Origin of the sequence: Veillonella sp. AS16 (assembly GCF_000517785.1) — a bacterium.
Classification (GTDB): domain Bacteria; phylum Bacillota; class Negativicutes; order Veillonellales; family Veillonellaceae; genus Veillonella; species Veillonella denticariosi.
Map to the genome: position 1 here is coordinate 681,123 of NZ_AZYX01000007.1, position 19,097 is coordinate 700,219.

Sequence of the window (19,097 nt, forward strand, 5' to 3'; positions counted from 1 at the left end):
CAAAGTCAATGCAATTCATCTCTATATACACTAAAAGACCACCCCTTCGGATGGTCTTTGTAAAATTTTTAAAATTATTCCTATTAATTATCTTTTGCAATCAATTTGATGATGTCACGACGAGACAGGATACCGATTAAATGGTAATCCTTATCCACCACCGGAACATTCTTCAAATGTTGATCCAACATGACGGAAACGACTTCCTCCACATCTTTCTCCGGCGTAGTAGTAATCACTTCATCAGTCATCAATTCATGAACATGAGATGCAAGTAATTTTTTAAACTGGGAATTATATTCACCAATACCATTATAGTAGATGCTGGCACCCAATACATTTACATAATGAGGCACATGAGGACGCACCTTTTTATACAGTAAATCCCCTTCGGATATGATGCCCAGTAATTTATTGTTGTCATCCACTACGGATACAGCCGTTAAATTATATTTAACCAATAAATCAGCCACATCAGAGATTGGCGCCTCTTTGCCAATAGTAACAGGATATTTATTCATTACCTCTTGGATTTTCATAGTGAATTCCTCCTTAAAATATATCTTGCTTAATTATACTATTCGCTATGAAATAATGAAACTCCTTTTTTATAAAAGTATTATCTCAGAAATTTATGAGATTTCTCTTATCTCAAAACAGTACCTTCACGCAGAGCAAAACACTACCAATGATACGGTTCATTCCGATTGATTTTAGAGGCTCTGTAAATTTGTTCCACCAGGAGTAATCGTACCATTTGATGAGTGAAGGTCATCGGGCTGAAAGACAATTTACAATTGACCGCACCACGTAATGCATCACTGACGCCAAAGGCACCACCTATGATGAAAGTCATATCACTGACACCGTCTACTTCCAATTTAGCAATTGTCTTCGCTAAATCCTCAGACGACATGGTACGTCCATACACATCGAGAAGCACCGTATAGGAATTCTTAGGTACCGATTTCAGCAAGCGTTCCCCTTCATCATCGACCACCTGCTTACGCTCCGCATCACCGGCTCGATCTCCGATTTTGCTTTCACCGAGTCCGGTAATCGTAATGCCGCCGTACGGACGCATGCGCTTTACAAATTCGGCCACGCCGTCACGCAAATAAGATTCTTTTAATTTTCCGATGCATACCACATAAAATCTCATACTGACTCCCCATTATTTCTGTTCGACCTTCATCACGGCCCTCATCGATACGATTTCATTAGGTTGACCATGCTGCAACTTCATCTCCGGCCCGATTTTGACCCCTCCGTCAACGAGCATCCGTCCGATGGTCTGCGTTACCACAACAGGATTATTATTGTTTTCCGAACGATGTGCCAGAATAACCTGCATAAAATCAGGTCGTTTCATCATAAGCAAGGCCTGTGCCGCCATTTCATTACTCAAATGGCCGAAATTTCCGGACACGCGCTGCTTTAAAAACGGTTGATAGGGACCGAACTGCAACATATGAGGATCGTAATTCGCCTCCAGTACAAGCAACGTCGTATCGTCGAGACGATGTAATATATCATCCGTAATAATTCCCGTATCGGTAACTACCGTAGCCTTATCCGTTCCGGAAAACACGTTAATGCCGATAGGATCCGCCGCATCATGACTGACTGCAAAAGGCTCCACCGTCAAATTCCCCAATGTGATACTTCCCTTTGTTATCGGTATCAACTGATGCTTCGGCACATCCAGCTTATCTTGTATTTCACGCCACGTTCCCATCTTCGTATATACGGGAATATCAAAACGTTTTAATAACTGCTGTAAACCGGCAATATGATCACTATGTTCATGACTGACAAATATCCCCTCAACCTGAGCCATATCAATATGTAATTCTTTCAAACCGTTCACAATGCGGCGACAGCTGATACCCGCATCGTGCAATATGACCGAAGCGCCCTTCTTGACAACCGTACAATTTCCCTTGCTACCGCTGGCAATAACGTGCACCTCCAACTGTGAGGACTCACCCATCAAACTGCTCCATTATATCCACTATAATTTAGTTTCATTGTAATTAATCATCATACTATAAATTATGAAAGCAACTTTAAATTATTTTCACTATAAATAAATATGAAAAAATTACGCTTTCACCATTCGTATCATATAAAAAAATATATTACCATTATTTTATAAATCGGATAGTTCATCTAAACGATTCACAAAATACGCCATATTCGATTCAATATCGGGACCTCGGCGGAACATGTCGCCGCCGACGAGGAACATCGTATCATTCCCGTATAAGCCGACCAATTCAGCTAATCTCGTATCGGTAATGCCCCCTCCCGGCGCCGGACATGCAGCTTTCAAAGGCCCCGTAGGATTTTTTATATATCTGCTGATCCGTTGACATTGATCCTGTGTGAAAGTAAAACGTCCGCCGTAAGACACGAAAATCGGCATATCGGCACCGAACAATCGAGGAAACAAGCCCAACTGTAAATAATCAGCCACACCGGATATTCCCGGGCTCACACAACATCCTGAGAACGCAGGGTGATTGATAATCGGCAAGCCTAGTGTTTCATCCGTGGCCAACACATGTAACCATCCAAAGCCGATTAAACTCGAAGCCACCATGAGGGCTGTCGCACCTGCTTCCTTTGCAAACTGTGCCCGTTCCATAACCTCAGGGCCATCACCTGATATATTGGCCGCATACAAGGTCTTTGTACCATGAGCGGCATTTATCTCCTGCACCGTATAGGCACAGCGGGAAATGCGATCACGAAATTCAGAAAAGGACTGATTGGAAATACCGTGATCATCTTTAATCACATCCGCACCGCCACGTGTATACGCACCGCACATACGTGCCAGCTCTGCACTAGATGTCCCCATAGGCTTGATAACAGCTTGAATCATAGGTCGTTTGGGAGTCCCCACAAGCTTTCGAATTCCTGCCAATCCGAAGCGTGGTCCCTTAAATAACTCATATAAAGATGGACATAGCTCTACATCAACCACCCAGATATGAGGTTGTAAAGATGAATTGCCGAAGATGACATTCAGAAATTGGGTCGCCTCCATTGCGGTCGTTTCTACCGCGTAGGATATACGTGCCACATAGTAAGAATCTGCCAACATGGTTTGTCCCGGCATCATTCCCACCGTTGCATAGGGCGAATCACCTTTCATCGGTTCTAATGCCACCAACTGTCCCGTTATGTGCTCTTTAATATATTCATCCGTTACAAATTCATAGGGAAACTCGATAGTTTGCTCCACTTGCACGGCCCTGGCAATAGCTCTTGCATCATCGTAACTGTTTGCTGCTATTCGATACGTGACTATAAATCGCTCGCTCTTCATAATGCATCTCCTTATCACAATATTATTTAATTATATACCAAACCTCCGGACTATACCATATATAGACATGAAAACGCCTCCCTCTAAATTATATTAGAGAGAGGCGTTTTCCTTGTGCAGGATAAAACACGTGCTATATAGAAACCCGAGCCTTGAAACTCAGAGGTTCTATCTAATTCATAAACAAATCTTTCAAATTATTATAATGATATATGAATTATTGATAGAAATGTTTAGGGAAGCCTTTAAACCGTGTAAAGTGACCATATTTTTTAGCCGCACGATTCGGCTGATTCACAGTTTTATAACCAAATCCGTTGAATAAAACATTTAAGATAACAGCAACGATACTACCTGCTGTAATCCCGGACTTCAATAGAATTTGAGCCCACGCCGGGAAGTGTACATAGAATTGAGATGCTGCAAGCGGAATCATGGATACGCCGATACTGATAGCAACAAGCATCAAGTTATAGTTATTATCAAAGCTAACTTTACCAAGAGAGCGAATACCGCTGGCAATAATCATACCGAACATGGCAATCCCCGCTCCGCCTAATACGGCATTCGGAATACAAGCGACGATAGCTGCCAACTTAGGGAAAAGACCTAATAAAATTAGAATAACGCCGGAAGCGGCAACAACGAAACGACTTTTTACACGTGTTACGGCAATAAGACCTACGTTTTGAGCGAACGCCGTATAAGGGAAACTGTTAAGAATCCCACCGATAACGGTGGATAAACCGTCAGCACGAAGAACAGCTGCCAATTCTTTCTGACCGATATGTTTGTTTACGATTTCACCAACAGCGATACTATCACCTGTCGTTTCCACCATAACTACAAGCATTACGACGATCATAGACAAAATTGAAGCCACATCAAAGGTCGGTAAACCGAAATAGAATGGCTGAACAACGGAAACCCATTGCGAACGACCTACTTCGGAGAAATCAGTGATACCCGCAATCATAGCCAAGGCAGTACCGAGAATAAGCCCTACCAAGATGGCCAGATTTCCGAGGAATCCTTTACCAAAACGATAGGTTAATACGACGATAATAAATGTCGCCACCCCGAGTGCGATGTAGAGCGGATCACCAAAGTTCGGATTGCCTACGCCACCGCCCATCCAGTTGACGGCAACAGGCATCAGGTTGATACCGATGATTGTAATAATTGTCCCCGTTACAACCGGCGGGAACAGACGAATCAAACGGCTGAAAAACGGTGCTACAAGGAAGGTAAACAGGCCTGCTACGATAATCGCGCCATAAATGGTGGTAATATCATGTTGCTGACCGATCATAATCATAGGTCCTACAGAGGCAAATGTTACCCCCTGAATTAGAGGAATACGTCCCCCGACCGGACCGAAGCCTAATGTCTGAATCAATGTGGCGATACCACAGGTAAACAAATCGGCCGTAATCAAGCGAATCAAATCTTCAATCGGTAAATGCATGGCTTGAGCAATAATAATCGGTACTGCCACAGCACCGGCGTACATCGCCAACACGTGCTGCAAACCATATGCAAATAATTGTGTGAACGGTACCATACCATCTACATGATTGACACCGGAATTGCCTTTAAGCATAATAAACACCTCATATCTTACGTTTTAGTTACTTAATATAGTCATACTTTCTCGTACATGATAGAGATTAGAACTCTCATCGACTTCACATAGGAACCTAATGGGTCGGGATTATACGAACCCCGCCCCGTTAGGCAAAAATTTATTTTCTATAACCCGTATGTTTAATCGGCAAGGACCTACGCGGTTCTCCGTCGATGCGACGATACGCATTTGCAATAGCCGGTGCAATCGGAATGCTTGAAATTTCACCAATCCCCTTAGCACCATATGCATATTGATCTGGTCTACCTTTTTCAATTAAATCTACATGAATAGGAGGACATTGAGTGGATCTGAGGAGACCAAGAGTACCATATTTAGATGTTACAAAGCCTTCATTGTAAACAAAATCCTCTGTTACAGCAAAACCCATCCCCATGATAGCGCCGCCTTCAGCTTGTCCGGAACAGGATTGCGGATTGATAACACGACCCACATCATAAGCTACATGCAAGTCGGAAATTTTATTATCTTCACCAATTGTTGCTACACAAGCCCCGAAACTATAGGCAACGTGACTCTTTGGATGAGGTTTATCCGAGTTGAACGGATCCGTTTCACCAAGGAACTCTTCGTAAATTTCCACGCCATCCAACTCTTCTAATGTTTTCGTTTCCAACATTTTCTTCAAGCGAAGACTCGCTTTACGCGTAGCCTCACCGGTAAAGAGGGTCTGACGAGATGCGGTAGTTGTACCGGAATCCGGTGTGCGTACAGTATCAGGATGTTCCGCAACGATTTTATCACTACTTAAACCCGTTGTTTCACTGAGCACCTGTGTCGCCATGGTAGCCATACCCTGACCGATACAAGCAGCACCCGTGCGGATGCGAACCTGACCATTGCGAACCTCTAGAATAACGCGCCCCGTATCAGGTAAGCCTACACCGATACCGCTATTTTTCATACACACTGCAAGTCCGGTGCGATCAGATGCATAATATGCATCCTTTACGGCTTCCAAACATTCTGCAAGAGCGGTCTCTTCCGAACAAATTTGTCCATTCGGCAATGAATCACCAGGCCGTACTACATTTTTATAGCGGAACTCCCAAGGATCCATCCCCACAAGAGCGGCCAATTCATCGATATTCTGTTCTTGACCAAAAACGGATTGCGTTACACCAAATCCACGGTAAGCCCCTCCGGGAACCGTATTTGTATATACGCAAATACCATCAAAAGAGAAATTATCAAAGTGATAAGGACCGCTGGAGTGAGTACCGGCCCGTTGAAGTACCGGTCCGCCTAATGATGCATATGCACCGCAGTTCGATACGATATTCACCTTGCTGGCAACTAAATTACCTTCCGCATCACATGCAGTGGTAATATCCATTTCCATAGCATGACGTTTTGTATGAATATTGATGCTTTCCTGGCGAGAGAACAAGACCTTTGTCGGTTTGCCCGTAATCCATGCCATAAGCGATGCATGATGTTGTACAGACATATCTTCTTTACCGCCAAAGCCGCCACCTACGAGCATGCCGTGAACCTTGACGGATTCATTCGGGATTCCCAACATGCGAGCGACTTCACGACGATCATCAAAAACGTTCTGACTGCCTGAATAAAGATGAATTTCATCACCTTCACGATATGCAACAGCACATTCAGGCTCCATAAACGCATGATCCGTTTGAGGCGTAGAATAATGATTTGTCACTACGAATGCAGCCTCTGCGATAGCCTTATCCACATCACCTCTAGATAAGGTTTGATGAGATAATATATTTCCATCCGGATGTAGTTTTGGCGCATCAGGTTTTAATGCATCCATCGGGTCGAGAATAGGTTCTAATTCCGTATACTCAACCTCAACGAGATTACATACTTCATCCAGGTATTTCTTCTCTGTCGTCGCTACTAATGCAACCGAATCGCCAATATAACGGGTAATATCCCCCTCTTTAATAAGTACATCCCAGTCCGGAATCAAATGACCTGTCTTATTGAACGGTACATCCGCCCCTGTTAATACCGTTACACACGCAGGATGCTCTAGAGCTTTAGAGATATCAATACGATCCACCTTAGCTCGCGGATATTTTGTTCTAACCGCCTTAGCATAAATCATACCGTCTATAAAAACATCATCGCTATATTGACCGGTACCGAGCGCCTTTTCCTCTGCATCAACACGGTGTAGGCGAGCGCCGATAGCCGCATTATTATCTTTTTCAGGAACAGGCAGGTTTTCACGGAACATCTTAGCTGCTAAGCGTATACCCTCTTCAATCTTGACATAGCCCGTACAGCGACAGATATTCCCCATAATCGCCTTTTTTATATCGTCTGACGTAGGGTCATTATTTTCATCAATCAATACCTTTGCACTAATAATCATACCTGGTATACAGAAACCACATTGCACCGCTCCGCATTCACCGAAAGCATATGTGTATACCGCCTTCTCTCGCTCAGATAGACCTTCGATAGTTACAACCGATTTACCATCCAATTGAGATAATTTAGTTACACAAGCTTTTGCCTTTTTCCCGTCTATAATTACTGTACACGTACCACAAGCACCAGCACTACAACCTTCTTTAGTGCCCGTCAATTTCAAATCAGCTCGCAAGAAATCAATTAAGCGCTGATCTTCCTGAACCTCATGATAGGTGCCATTCACTTGAAAGCGGTACATATATAGCCCTCCTTTCACTAAGGAATACATTCACCAAGATATGATTCTCGTAAGGATCCATCTTGTACCACATGGTGACCTCTGAGGATTACATCCCGTACCTTACCGGTTACGGTTAAACCCTCATACGGTATATAGTCTGCCTTTGTATGGGCTGACTTTTTTGAAAGAATGTGTTTCACATTCTTATCGACAATTGTAATATCCCCATCGCTACCAACGGATAATGTCCCCTTCTTAGGATACATACCGTATAATCTAGCCGGGTTTTCACTAACTAATTTCATAAATTCTACGACGTTCATATTGCATTGATTGACCAATACATCATAAGCGACGATGCCCCGTTCTTCTGCCCCGGGAATACCTCCGGGAATTCGGGTAAAATCATTACGTCCTTGAGACTTTTGACCTTCAAAGTTAAAACTGCAGTGATCAGAACCGATCGTTTGGAACACGCCCTCTAATAGTGCCTGTTTTAATACCAATTGATCCCTTTCAGTTCTAAGAGGCGGACTCATCACATATTTACCACCTTCAAAATCGGGTAAATTATATAAAGACTGATCAAGCACCAGGTATTGAGGACAGGTTTCACATGTTATCGCATGCCCCAGATCGCGTTCATCGAGGACTTGGTAAAGACCTTCTTCCGAACTGACATGAACAATATGCACGGGATAATCAAGTGCTGCACCAATAGTGCTGAAACGCTTTATCGCCTCCGCTTCAATCATGGCAGGTCTCGTAAGTGGATGATTGCTGACGTCTAATTCACCACGTTTGCGCTTATCCGCTACAAGAGCATCGATAAGATCACCATTTTCACAATGAGCCGCAACGAGTACGCCTGTGGGTTTAATCGCTTCGATGGCATCATAGATTTCGCGGTCCGTTAAGCGGAATCCGTAGGCCAAGTAGACCTTAAAGGATGAAACACCGGCATCTACAACCTTCGGAATCTCACGAGCCACTTCATCATTCATTTCTATAAGTTCCATATGGAACTTATAGTCACACGAGCAATGCCCCAAGGCGCGCCCCTTATGAACCTCCAGCCCCTTACAAAGAGATCCCTCTTCGGGAGAAGCAAAATTTATGATGGAAGTAGTACCTCCAAGAATAGCAGCCTTCGTACCGCTATCAAAATCATCCGCAGTGGATGCCAAGGCATTTGTCATTTGGAAATGCGTATGAGGATCTATAAATCCAGGAAATACATAACAACCTTGTGCGTCAATGACCTCGGCTCCATCCGGAACAGGAACATGTTCATCAATGGCTACAATTTTATCACCATCAATCAATAAGTCTCCGGTAAGGGTTCTATCAGATAAGACCAATTCCCCTTGTTGTATGATAATCATGATACATAGTACACATGCTCCTTACAAAAAGCATGTACAACTCCTTTCAACTCGTCCGGTAATGCATCGATGTCACATACGGCTTCTTCACCTTTAAAACGGTAGCCACAGCTAGTACCGTCGATGTAGAATCCATCATTCGTACTATCCGCCATCGCTTCTTTATTGTGGAAGAATGTAATGCGATCCTTGTACGGTTGACAAGGTTCTACGCAATGACATGCACAGTTACCACATTCATTACAACTTTGATCAATATGGATGATCAATTTGGCATCATTTACGGTAATGACTTCATTACATCTGTTTGGACATACGCGAACACAAGAACCACATGTTACACGACAACGATAGTCTGTGCTGTGTGTGCCAGGGAAGGACGGCATCGCCTCCCGTTTCTTCTTCATCGCTTCACTCTTCTTGTAAATCTTATTATCGGCGATATCCTTAGCGAGTTCAGCGATACGTTCTTTATGAATCTTTAACGCAGCATTATAATCAGTTGATTCCACTTCATCCGCTAACCCTTTAAATGTATTGTACCCTTCTCCCTGTAAAAGAATAGTACATACCGTTACAGGCCAGATACCGCAATCAAAGATAGCTTTGATATTCTGTTTTACGGCACCACCGCTATAAGACATAGGTAAACGTTCGCCGAATTGAGCACTTAATAGCTCCGCTACGCCAATTGTTACTGGTAACAGGGATTTACCGGACATATACATTTGCTCACCCGGCAATTCATTATTATGAATTTGTACAGGGAATGTATTTGTCAATTTAACGCCAAAAATCTTGTTATGTTTTTCACCAAGAGCGATAAGGCGTTCTAACATTGGAATTGCTTTGTCAAATTGCAGATCAACCTCGAACTGATGATCATCAAAATCGATGTATTCAAAACCCGCATTATCTAGAAGTTCTCTAATGCGTTTAGGACCTAACAATGTAGGATTACATTTCAAGTATAAGTTAAGTCCTTTTTCACTAATTAAATACGAACAGATAGACTCGATTTCCTCAGCCGGACAACCGTGCATGGTGGACAATGTGATCGCCTGACAGAGCTCATCGTCGATGGAGTTGATAAAGTCAACATCGATATGTTCAAATTCATCTACATGATCCAGGCACCACTGTTTACAGGTATTCCACATAGGAGACTGGGATGCACTGCGCATTGTATTGATGAACTTATCAACCATAGGACTCTTGATGCCGGCTAAATTATAGCCCACACTCATGATGAATAGGAAACCGTCAGGATCACCTAATCCCAGTTCCTTAGAAATCAGTTTTAAAGCGAACCAAGCTTTGATATATTCATCGGCCGCTTCATCACAGCTATACTCAGATGACCATTCCACATTGTATGCTTCATCAACAGAATAGATACAAGGTCTAGGAATACCTAGTTCCTCACCGTACATGATCTGTACAGTTTTCAATTCGATACAGCGAGCACCGGCCACATAGGAGGCTACGATATTCTGTGCCAACTGCGTATTAGGACCCGCTGCCGGCCCTACAGGATTTTCAATGGATTTTCCAAAAATATTCAATCGTTGATTATGCTTTGTACGATGAATTTTGTTTACATTATAAATACAATTGTACATCTTGTACTCAGTCATAATGTGATTCATCAATTTTCCGAAACTTACCGGATACATAATATCACTCATAAAATCACACTCCTTCAAAAGCGCTTGGTCTTATGGGTTGAGTCGTTTCCATAAACTTTTAGATGTCGTTAAAATTTCATCCATTACAGCGGCCTTGTCTATACCTTGTAATTGACGATCGATCATACGCGGCACACCATCGCTAATAGTAGTTACCACATACATACCGTTAGTACCGAACAGTAAATGCCCGTTGATGTTATTTTCATCAAGTGGTGTCGGCGCCGTGTAATCAAGTACAATCACATCAGCTGCAGCACCCTTTTTAAGAATACCTACTGTAGTATCAAAAAATTCATTCGCCATGTTACGGTTATTTTCAAATAACATGCGAGGGACCTCTCCCCATCCCACATATGGTTTATGCTGTTCGTGTTTCACGAGACAGTTAGCCACCTTATAGGATTCAAGCATATCATTTGTATATCCATCCGTACCAAGGCCAACAGTAATGCCCGCCTCTAACAGTTTTAAAATATCTGTTGTGCCGACAGCATTCCCCATGTTGCTTTCCGGATTATGTACAACCCTAGACTTCGATTCCTTCAATAATTGCACATCTTCATCAGATACGTGAACGCAGTGCCCCGCTATGCTCTTTGGTCCTAAAATACCGGCCTCTACGAGGCGTTTTACAGGACTCATGCCATACTTTTCTTTACTATCTGCCACATCTTCAGGGCCTTCCGCAACATGAACATGATATCCTAACTGATCCTCATTATGAGCTTTCACATAATCTAATGTTTCCGTGCTCAATGTGAAAGATGCATGCAGTCCCATCATCGCTGCCAGTCTGGATGGATCTTGTTTCGCCTCTTTACCAAAACGAACATTTTCTGCTACAGCCGCTTTCATCTGATCCGGACCATTGCGATCTGATACTTCATAGCACAAACAAGAGCGAACACCAAATTGTTTAGCCGCATCGGCAATGACGGATAGACTGTTAGGAACTTCACCATAACTCGCATGATGGTCAAAAATAGTCGTTACCCCATTTTCAATACAGCCTAAATAAGTAAGTAATGCACTGGCTTTCACATCAGGAGCAGTCAGTTTATTATCTAAATAGAACCATAGCCCCTCCAAGATTTCACCGAAATTCGTCGGCGCCGGACCCGGTAAGGATAAACCGCGTGCAAGCGCAGAGTAAATATGGTGATGTGCATTGATAAAACCAGGCATAATCAAACCGCCATGAGCATCGATGATTTGTGCATTTTCATAAGTTTTACATAATTCATTATATGTGCCGATATCAACAATTTGAGTCCCGTCGATGGCAACAGCACCATCATAAATGATAGGTCTATCAGCATCACGAGTAATTACAGTACCTTTACCTAATATAATCACTTGGACACCTCCTCAACAATTGGTTGAAATGCATACTTATAAATCTATATGTTATTGTAATACGATACGCGTACCGGTTTTTCCTGCTATACCGTCCTTAGATTTTTCCAATAATGTGATAATTGCAACACGACCCTTCTTAGATGCCGCAAACGCAACGGCAGCCTCAACTTTCGGTTTCATAGACCCTTCTCCGAATTCACCGGCTTCAATATATTTTTTAGCCTGTTCAACAGAGATTTCGTCCAGCCATTGTTCGTTTTCTTTGCCAAAATTAATGGCTACTTTTTCAACCGCTGTTAAAATAACGAGAATATCAGCATCAATTTCTCGAGCCAGCAAGCTACTGGTCCAATCTTTATCGATAACAGCGGCTGCACCATGAAGTTCATTACCTTCTCTGGTAACAGGAATACCGCCGCCGCCACAAGCCACGATTAACTCTTTACCTACTAAACCTTTAATCGCATCTAATTCGATGATTTCCTTAGGCGCCGGAGATGCCACCACACGACGATAGCCACGGCCGGAATCTTCCTTTACCACGTAATCGTAATTTTTTTCTGCGTATTCAGCTTCTTCCTTAGTCATAAAGTGACCGATAGGTTTCGTAGGATTTTTGAAAGCCGGATCTTTAGGATCAACTAATACTTGCGTAACCATAGTCATTGTAGGCAAATCTTTAATCCCACGGTTAAGGAGCTCTTCATGGAGAGCATTTTGTAAATCATAACCGATATAAGCTTGACTCATCGCTACACATACGGATAATGGAGTATTCGGCTGGCCTTCTTTTTCACGAGTCAACGCTGCCATGACATTATTGATCATACCGATTTGAGGTCCATTACCATGCGTTACTACCACATCACAATCCGATTCAACAAGGTCCACAATAGTTTTCGCCGTACTCTTTACTGCAATTTTTTGCTCCGGTAGGGAATTACCTAATGCATTCCCCCCTAATGCTACTACAACTCTTTTCTTCATGTTATTCCTCATAACAACTAATTTAAGAATAAAAAGGAGCCATCAACAACGGATGGCCCCTAAACTTTACTTTACGGTTGAACTCGTTCAGTTCCCTTCCGTTCTAATTCTTTTAAGGTTTCTACAGGATTTTTAAATTTGCTGAGGAAAATCATAGCTGCAATAACATATGGTTTGTAGCTTGCTTCCTTGTAAAGAGGTATACGATAGCGGTCGAACACTGTTGCGTCCACTTCGCCTTCATCACAACTTACACCTGTAATATCTGCCGGTAAGCAATGTAAGTAAAGAGCTTTACCATCTTTAGTGAGACTCATCATCTCTTCGGTACATGCCCAATCTTTATGTTTACCATTTTCCTCAAGAAGTACTTTTTCTAATGCTTCAATGCCTTCATGATCGTTGTCCCCGTACAACTTTGTACGTTTTTCCATCGCACCGAATGGTGCCCAGCTCTTAGGATATACGATGTCCGCATCTTTGAAAGCATCTTTCATATCGTTAGTTCTACGGAAGGAACCGCCGCTCGCTTCAGCTTGTTTTTTAGCGATTTCTTCGACTTCCGGCATTACTTCATAGCCTTCAGGATGTGCTAAAACGACTTCCATACCGAGACGAGTAAATAAGCCGATAGCACCTTGAGGCACAGATAAAGGTTTACCATAAGATGGTGAGTATGCCCAAGTCATTGCAATTTTTTTGCCTTTAAGGTTTTCAAGGCCACCGAATTCACGAATAATATGTGCCGTATCAGCCATAATTTGTGTCGGATGGTCGATATCACATTGTAAGTTAACAAGTGTAGGACGTTGTTCTAACACGCCGTCTTCATGACCTTCTTTAACTGCATCAGATACTTCATGCATATAAGCATTACCTTTACCGATATACATATCATCGCGGATACCGATAACATCAGCCATGAAGGAAATCATGTTAGCTGTTTCACGAACTGTTTCGCCGTGAGCGATTTGGGATTTACCTTCATCCAAGTCTTGAACTTCAAGACCTAACAAGTTACATGCAGACGCGAAGGAGAAGCGAGTTCTTGTGGAATTATCGCGGAATAAGGAGATGCCCAATCCACTGTCAAATACCTTTGTAGAAATGTTGCGTTCTCTAAGAGCACGTAATGCATCAGCAACCGCCCATACACCTTTTAATTCGTCATCAGATTTCTCCCAGGTCAGGAAGAAATCCTCACCGTACATTTTGCTAACATCTAAGCCTTGTAAAGTCTCAATACTTTTATTGAAGTCCGTCATAAATATATCCTCTCTTTCATATCCCCGTAGGGCTACTTAGTGCCAAATTATACTCATTACCTTTATAAAAGGTACAATACTATATCTATTTTCTTAATAACTGCTAAGCGATTATGTATTAAATATCATTTTAATTGCTAACTATATGATATTAATGAATAATTATTAACCTTTGCAATAAACTGTCGGTAGTAATGCATATACAGCTGCACATGTTACGAGATCTTGTTTCCATGTAATTTCATTAGGAGCATGTGCTTGTGCTTCTGCACCAGGACCAAAGCCGATACATGGGATACCGTTACGGCCCATGATGGATACACCGTTTGTGGAGAATGTCCATTTATCAGTCAACGGACGAGCTTTACGCATTTCTACGGTATCTGGTGCGCCGATTCGTTCAGTACCATATAGGCTGGTGTATGCTTCTTCCAATGCTTTTGTTACTTTGTGATCCTTAGGAATAACCCATGTCGGGAAGTAACATTCAATCGGATATGTCAAGCCTGTCCAGGATGGACGTGCATATTCGTACATAGATACCTTTGCACCGTATTCTTTAACATGTGGTAACGCTTCGATTTCCGCCAAGCAGCTTTGCCATGTTTCCCCGGCAGTCATACGACGGTCCAAGGAAACCGCACAGGAATCAGCCACTGCACAACGGCTTGGAGATGTATAGAAAATTTGAGAAGTAGTTACTGTACCGCGACCTAAGAAGCGAGCTTCTTCATAATGATCCGGGTTAAATTTAGGATCAAGCATTTTTACAAGACCCTTAATTTTTGTACTTTCATCAGCGGAGTTCGCATTCAACTCACGAATGTCCTGAAGGATATCCGCCATCTTATAGATTGCGTTGTCACCGCGTTCAGGAGCAGAACCATGGCAAGATACGCCTTGTACATCAACGCGGATTTCCATGCGACCGCGTTGACCACGGTAAATACCGCCATCAGTAGGTTCTGTGGATACAACGAACTCAGGACGAATATTGCGTTCTTTAATCATGTATTCCCAGCAAAGGCCATCGCAGTCTTCTTCTTGTACCGTACCTACAACAAGTACGCGATATTTATCACTTAACAGACCCAAATCTTTCATGATTTTAGCGCCGTATACAGCGGATACGATACCACCTAATTGGTCGGATACGCCGCGACCGCCGATTTTGGTTTCATCTTCAAAACCTTCATATGGGTCAAAATTCCAGTTATCACGATTACCGATACCTACAGTATCAATATGAGCATCAAATGCGATAAGAGTTTTCCCGGTACCCATGTATCCGAGAATATTACCCATAGGATCTACTTCAACTTCATCAAATCCTAGGTCCTTCATTTCCTGCTCTATACGTTTTACATGGTCTTTTTCCTCAGCACTTTCACCAGGAAATGCCACGATTTCACGTAAGAACTTTGTCATTGCCGGGCCATAAGTTGTTGCCGCCTGTTTAACTGCTTGTAAATCCATAAATAATACCTCCTATCGATCTTCACCATACCACATAATGTTTTTATATCTCATAGGATCCGTATCCCCTTCAGTGGAGAAGCAGAGTACCTTTGAAGACGCATCTAATTCTAATTCTTTCCGTAAGTCTTCATATTCCGGCATCGTCATAATGGCCGTCACAAGTCCTAACGGAACAGCACCGGACTCACCTGTTGTAATCGGTGTATCGCCCTTAATCGGAGCGCCGCCAACGCGCATGCCAAGACGTGCAACCCAATCCGGAGCGGCTACAAATACATCCGCATGGTTTCGTAAAATATCCCATGACACGGTATTTGGTTCACCACATGCAAGCCCTGCCATAATCGTTTCAAGGTCACCATCTACAATGCGAGGGTCTCCGTCACCGGCAACAGCACCTTTATATAAACATGCCGCCGCTTCGGCTTCTACAACAACGAGTTTCGGTTTCTTCTTTTCATTTTTATATAAATTACTGAAATAGCCTACTACGGAACCGGCAAGTGAGCCTACACCGGCTTGTACGAAAACGTGAGTCGGAACCTTGCAATGATCCTCTTCTAATTGAGCTGCCGTTTCCATAGCCATCGTGCCATAGCCTTGCATAATCCAATTCGGAATTTCTTCATAGCCTTCCCAAGCTGTATCCTGAACTACAACACCATTCGGCACTTCTTTAGATTTCTTTGTAGCAAGTCGTACGCACTCATCGTAGTTAAATTCTTCGATTGTTACGGTAGCGCCTTCGTTTTCAATCTGCTGTCTACGATATTCCGTAGATCCTTTCGGCATAAATACTACCGACTTTTGACCTAATTTATTAGCTGCCCATGCTACACCGCGACCATGATTACCGTCGGTAGCAGTAAAGAATGTAGCTTGACCAAAATCATCTTTTAGCTTCTTGGATGTCAAAACATCGTATGGTACATCTGCAATCGTTTTACCAAGTTGCTGTGCCACATATTTACCCATCGCATAAGAACCGCCCAACACTTTGAACGCATTGAGCCCAAATCGATATGATTCGTCTTTCACATAAAGTGAATCAACACCGATATAAGATGCTAAGTGTTTGAGTGATACAAGTGGTGTAACGCTATATTGCGGAAAGCTTTCATGAAATGCTTTAGCTTTCTTTATTTCCTGAACATCCATAACTGACAGAAATTTGTCACTGGATGGTGCCATCGTATTACGTACCCACTGAATTCGTTCCATATTAGCCTCCTATGATTCTTCCTTAACAGCATTCAAGTCACTATATAAAGTGAACTTGGAAATATTAAAATACTCTGCAATCTTCTCAGAAGATTTAGAGATTAAAAAAGCACCTTTATCGTTTAAATAGGCAATCGCTTTAAGACGCTCCGTTTTATTCATCAAAACGCCCGGTTTTCCAACCAATCGTTCTGCATCTTGGAGTAAATCATCCAATAAATCGGAAACACTGGTTGTTATCCTTTCAACCGATTCGGAATCATCATTTCCAATGCCGATAAGATGTTCCAATGTGCTGTGCATCATAACCAAATCTGTTATATCCTGGTTAATTCCTAGCAAATATGCGATCTTACCGTTATCATCACGGATATACATCGTTGAGGATCGCAAGACACGACCTTCCTTCGTCTTTGTAAGATATCCGAAACGACCATCCCCTCCATCATCATGACGGAGTACATCCAGAACAACATGAGACGGGCCGTCTCCGACATGACGATTTGTTATATTCCCATTCTCAATGTATACAAGGGATGAATCGATATCATGCTGTAAATCATGTATCAGTACTTCACAAGACTGGCCGAACTGTATGGCTAGTCCATGAGCTATGACCCGTAACCGATCCAACGTACTCATCGATATAATCACCCTCTCATCTATACATGGTCATGTTAATTTACAACCTTACTATAGCCTTCATCGGTATATTTAGATTTTCTCTAACAATTTTTGTTTATACCTAACAATTTGTTAGGTTTCTTTACTTTGATTATAGTCATATGTTTATAAAAATGCAACTATATTATGCATAAAAGTTATTTATAAATATAATTTTATATGTAAACTTTTATAAAAGCACAAATAATACTATCAATACAGCTGTTTTATGCTGTCTATATCATATAGATATCAAAATAAATTCTGACTGATATATCATTAACATAACCATGTAAATGCAAAAAAGGCTGTATTAATGACATCGTCATTATTACAGCCTTATCTATTCTATTATATTATATTATGCATTCGCCAATGTTTTACCTAATTCTTGACATTGTGCTTTACCATCATCATCAGGTTCACCCAGAACAGCAACGCCGTCAGCAACAAGTACTCCACCGGCAGCTTTGATGCGAGAGCCCCAATCTTCAAGCCATGTACCGCCCCAACCATAGGAGCCGAAGATAGCCAATTTCTTGCCACTTAATTTACCTTCCAATTCAGTGTAGAATGGTTCAAATTCGCCTTCTTCAAGTTGTTCCGCGCCCATATCAGCACAACCGAGAGCTAATTTTTCATAAGCAGCTGCTTCATCTACGGATACTTCAGAAACAGATTTAACTTCCACTTCCTGACCAGCAGCCTTGATACCTTCTGCTACTTCGTGTGCCATTTGTTCTGTATTACCTGTACCGGACCAATAAATTACACCAATCATCTTGTACCTCCTAGGCCGTTCTTGCGACCAATGAACCAAATGTTTTTCCCAACATCAATTGAGTTTGACAATACTGTCGACATGCTTTATAACACATGAAAGAACGCTGTGCGCCTATCACATCATCATAGACTTTCCATTCCCCGCACATGTGGTAGCCTGCACCACGTCGTGAAATAAAGTATTTCACATCGGTTAGAGGATATCCGAGAAATACACCGATCTCATGAGGAAAATCAATGCTAGCTTCCATACGGTACCGCAAATGTTCAAGCATTTCCATAATGCTCATCCGCTCATGATAACCGTATGCTTTCAAGAATGTCATCACCGCAGGTTGCCGCACATAGTCTCGTAATTGGGTTTCCCGAAACACCAGTAACAGTCTACGAGCTTTACAACGACACAATTCAAAGAAGAACAAACCCTTTTCATTGAACTCTTTATTATATTCAGTCAATACAAATTGGATCTGCTCATTCATGTCCCGTGGAATAGAAACCAAATTCGATAGCTTGATGCCACGAATTGCCGGTGCACAATGAAATCCAATGATTTGGTCAATTGAATTCATCATAATTTTACCTGCCTGCCGCATATCTACATAGGATGTTTTTATTTGAGAACAATTCCTATATCCACATGGTACTCT

At 42.3% G+C, this 19,097-nt stretch carries 16 protein-coding genes; all 16 read right to left on the reverse strand.

What is annotated here, in order from left to right; all coding sequences use genetic code 11:
* Positions 1-83 precede the first annotated feature (83 nt).
* On the reverse strand, positions 84-539 hold the full coding sequence (locus tag HMPREF1521_RS03330) for a CBS domain-containing protein (protein ID WP_038115751.1): 456 nt from the start codon (positions 537-539) through the stop codon (positions 84-86).
* A gap of 143 nt (positions 540-682) precedes the next feature.
* A complete protein-coding gene (gene rlmH, locus HMPREF1521_RS03335) occupies positions 683-1,162 on the reverse strand; it encodes a 23S rRNA (pseudouridine(1915)-N(3))-methyltransferase RlmH (protein ID WP_038115753.1) in 480 nt (159 codons plus the stop codon).
* A gap of 12 nt (positions 1,163-1,174) precedes the next feature.
* Positions 1,175-1,993, reverse strand: coding sequence for an MBL fold metallo-hydrolase (locus HMPREF1521_RS03340; RefSeq protein ID WP_038115755.1), 819 nt, complete (start codon positions 1,991-1,993; stop codon positions 1,175-1,177).
* Positions 1,994-2,152: 159 nt separating this feature from the next.
* Positions 2,153-3,337: a RuBisCO large subunit C-terminal-like domain-containing protein gene (locus HMPREF1521_RS03345; RefSeq protein WP_038115757.1), complete on the reverse strand. Its 1,185-nt coding sequence runs from the start codon at positions 3,335-3,337 to the stop codon at positions 2,153-2,155.
* Between the two features lie 217 nt (positions 3,338-3,554).
* Positions 3,555-4,940, reverse strand: coding sequence for a nucleobase:cation symporter-2 family protein (locus HMPREF1521_RS03350; protein ID WP_038115759.1), 1,386 nt, complete (start codon positions 4,938-4,940; stop codon positions 3,555-3,557).
* Positions 4,941-5,082: 142 nt separating this feature from the next.
* Positions 5,083-7,632, reverse strand: a complete 2,550-nt coding sequence (xdh, locus tag HMPREF1521_RS03355; RefSeq protein ID WP_038115761.1) for a selenium-dependent xanthine dehydrogenase — start codon at positions 7,630-7,632, stop codon at positions 5,083-5,085.
* Between the two features lie 17 nt (positions 7,633-7,649).
* Positions 7,650-8,999 carry a dihydropyrimidinase gene (gene hydA / locus HMPREF1521_RS03360; RefSeq protein WP_038115762.1) on the reverse strand — a complete coding sequence of 450 codons (1,350 nt, stop codon included), beginning with the start codon at positions 8,997-8,999 and terminating at the stop codon, positions 7,650-7,652.
* Positions 8,996-10,687: a selenate reductase gene (locus HMPREF1521_RS03365; protein ID WP_038115765.1), complete on the reverse strand. Its 1,692-nt coding sequence runs from the start codon at positions 10,685-10,687 to the stop codon at positions 8,996-8,998. Before HMPREF1521_RS03365 ends, hydA begins: the two co-directional genes overlap by 4 nt.
* Positions 10,688-10,717: 30 nt before the next feature.
* Positions 10,718-12,046 (reverse strand): putative aminohydrolase SsnA, encoded by a 1,329-nt coding sequence (ssnA, locus tag HMPREF1521_RS03370; RefSeq protein WP_038115767.1) that lies wholly within the window; start codon positions 12,044-12,046, stop codon positions 10,718-10,720.
* Positions 12,047-12,097: 51 nt separating this feature from the next.
* Entirely contained in the window at positions 12,098-13,036 is a 939-nt protein-coding gene (gene arcC, locus HMPREF1521_RS03375; protein WP_038115771.1) for a carbamate kinase, read from the reverse strand.
* Positions 13,037-13,107: 71 nt separating this feature from the next.
* A complete protein-coding gene (gene ygeW / locus HMPREF1521_RS03380) occupies positions 13,108-14,301 on the reverse strand; it encodes a knotted carbamoyltransferase YgeW (protein WP_038115774.1) in 1,194 nt (397 codons plus the stop codon).
* A gap of 165 nt (positions 14,302-14,466) precedes the next feature.
* Positions 14,467-15,777, reverse strand: a complete 1,311-nt coding sequence (locus HMPREF1521_RS08970) for a YgeY family selenium metabolism-linked hydrolase (protein WP_038115777.1) — start codon at positions 15,775-15,777, stop codon at positions 14,467-14,469.
* A gap of 12 nt (positions 15,778-15,789) precedes the next feature.
* A complete protein-coding gene (dpaL, locus tag HMPREF1521_RS08975; RefSeq protein WP_038115780.1) occupies positions 15,790-17,001 on the reverse strand; it encodes a diaminopropionate ammonia-lyase in 1,212 nt (403 codons plus the stop codon).
* A 9-nt stretch (positions 17,002-17,010) separates the two neighbouring features.
* The gene (locus HMPREF1521_RS03395; RefSeq protein ID WP_038115783.1) at positions 17,011-17,643 is read right to left on the reverse strand and encodes a transcriptional regulator; all 633 of its coding nucleotides are present in this window, start codon (positions 17,641-17,643) and stop codon (positions 17,011-17,013) included.
* A 382-nt stretch (positions 17,644-18,025) separates the two neighbouring features.
* On the reverse strand, positions 18,026-18,445 hold the full coding sequence (locus HMPREF1521_RS03400; RefSeq protein WP_038115785.1) for a flavodoxin: 420 nt from the start codon (positions 18,443-18,445) through the stop codon (positions 18,026-18,028).
* A 10-nt stretch (positions 18,446-18,455) separates the two neighbouring features.
* Positions 18,456-19,043 carry a DUF3793 family protein gene (locus HMPREF1521_RS03405; protein ID WP_038115788.1) on the reverse strand — a complete coding sequence of 196 codons (588 nt, stop codon included), beginning with the start codon at positions 19,041-19,043 and terminating at the stop codon, positions 18,456-18,458.
* Between the last annotated feature and the right edge of the window lie 54 nt (positions 19,044-19,097).

What these genes read in the sequence shown, in the direction of transcription:
- hydA (WP_038115762.1), bottom strand. Translation starts at nt 8,999, where the DNA reads ATGATTATCATACAACAAGGGGAATTGGTCTTATCTGATAGAACCCTT.
- rlmH (WP_038115753.1), bottom strand. Translation starts at nt 1,162, where the DNA reads ATGAGATTTTATGTGGTATGCATCGGAAAATTAAAAGAATCTTATTTG.
- HMPREF1521_RS03350 (WP_038115759.1), bottom strand. Translation starts at nt 4,940, where the DNA reads ATGCTTAAAGGCAATTCCGGTGTCAATCATGTAGATGGTATGGTACCG.
- HMPREF1521_RS03400 (WP_038115785.1), bottom strand. Translation starts at nt 18,445, where the DNA reads ATGATTGGTGTAATTTATTGGTCCGGTACAGGTAATACAGAACAAATG.
- xdh (WP_038115761.1), bottom strand. Translation starts at nt 7,632, where the DNA reads ATGTACCGCTTTCAAGTGAATGGCACCTATCATGAGGTTCAGGAAGAT.
- arcC (WP_038115771.1), bottom strand. Translation starts at nt 13,036, where the DNA reads ATGAAGAAAAGAGTTGTAGTAGCATTAGGGGGGAATGCATTAGGTAAT.
- dpaL (WP_038115780.1), bottom strand. Translation starts at nt 17,001, where the DNA reads ATGGAACGAATTCAGTGGGTACGTAATACGATGGCACCATCCAGTGAC.
- ygeW (WP_038115774.1), bottom strand. Translation starts at nt 14,301, where the DNA reads ATGACGGACTTCAATAAAAGTATTGAGACTTTACAAGGCTTAGATGTT.
- HMPREF1521_RS03365 (WP_038115765.1), bottom strand. Translation starts at nt 10,687, where the DNA reads ATGAGTGATATTATGTATCCGGTAAGTTTCGGAAAATTGATGAATCAC.
- HMPREF1521_RS03340 (WP_038115755.1), bottom strand. Translation starts at nt 1,993, where the DNA reads ATGGGTGAGTCCTCACAGTTGGAGGTGCACGTTATTGCCAGCGGTAGC.
- HMPREF1521_RS03395 (WP_038115783.1), bottom strand. Translation starts at nt 17,643, where the DNA reads ATGAGTACGTTGGATCGGTTACGGGTCATAGCTCATGGACTAGCCATA.
- HMPREF1521_RS08970 (WP_038115777.1), bottom strand. Translation starts at nt 15,777, where the DNA reads ATGGATTTACAAGCAGTTAAACAGGCGGCAACAACTTATGGCCCGGCA.
- HMPREF1521_RS03405 (WP_038115788.1), bottom strand. Translation starts at nt 19,043, where the DNA reads ATGCGGCAGGCAGGTAAAATTATGATGAATTCAATTGACCAAATCATT.
- HMPREF1521_RS03345 (WP_038115757.1), bottom strand. Translation starts at nt 3,337, where the DNA reads ATGAAGAGCGAGCGATTTATAGTCACGTATCGAATAGCAGCAAACAGT.
- HMPREF1521_RS03330 (WP_038115751.1), bottom strand. Translation starts at nt 539, where the DNA reads ATGAAAATCCAAGAGGTAATGAATAAATATCCTGTTACTATTGGCAAA.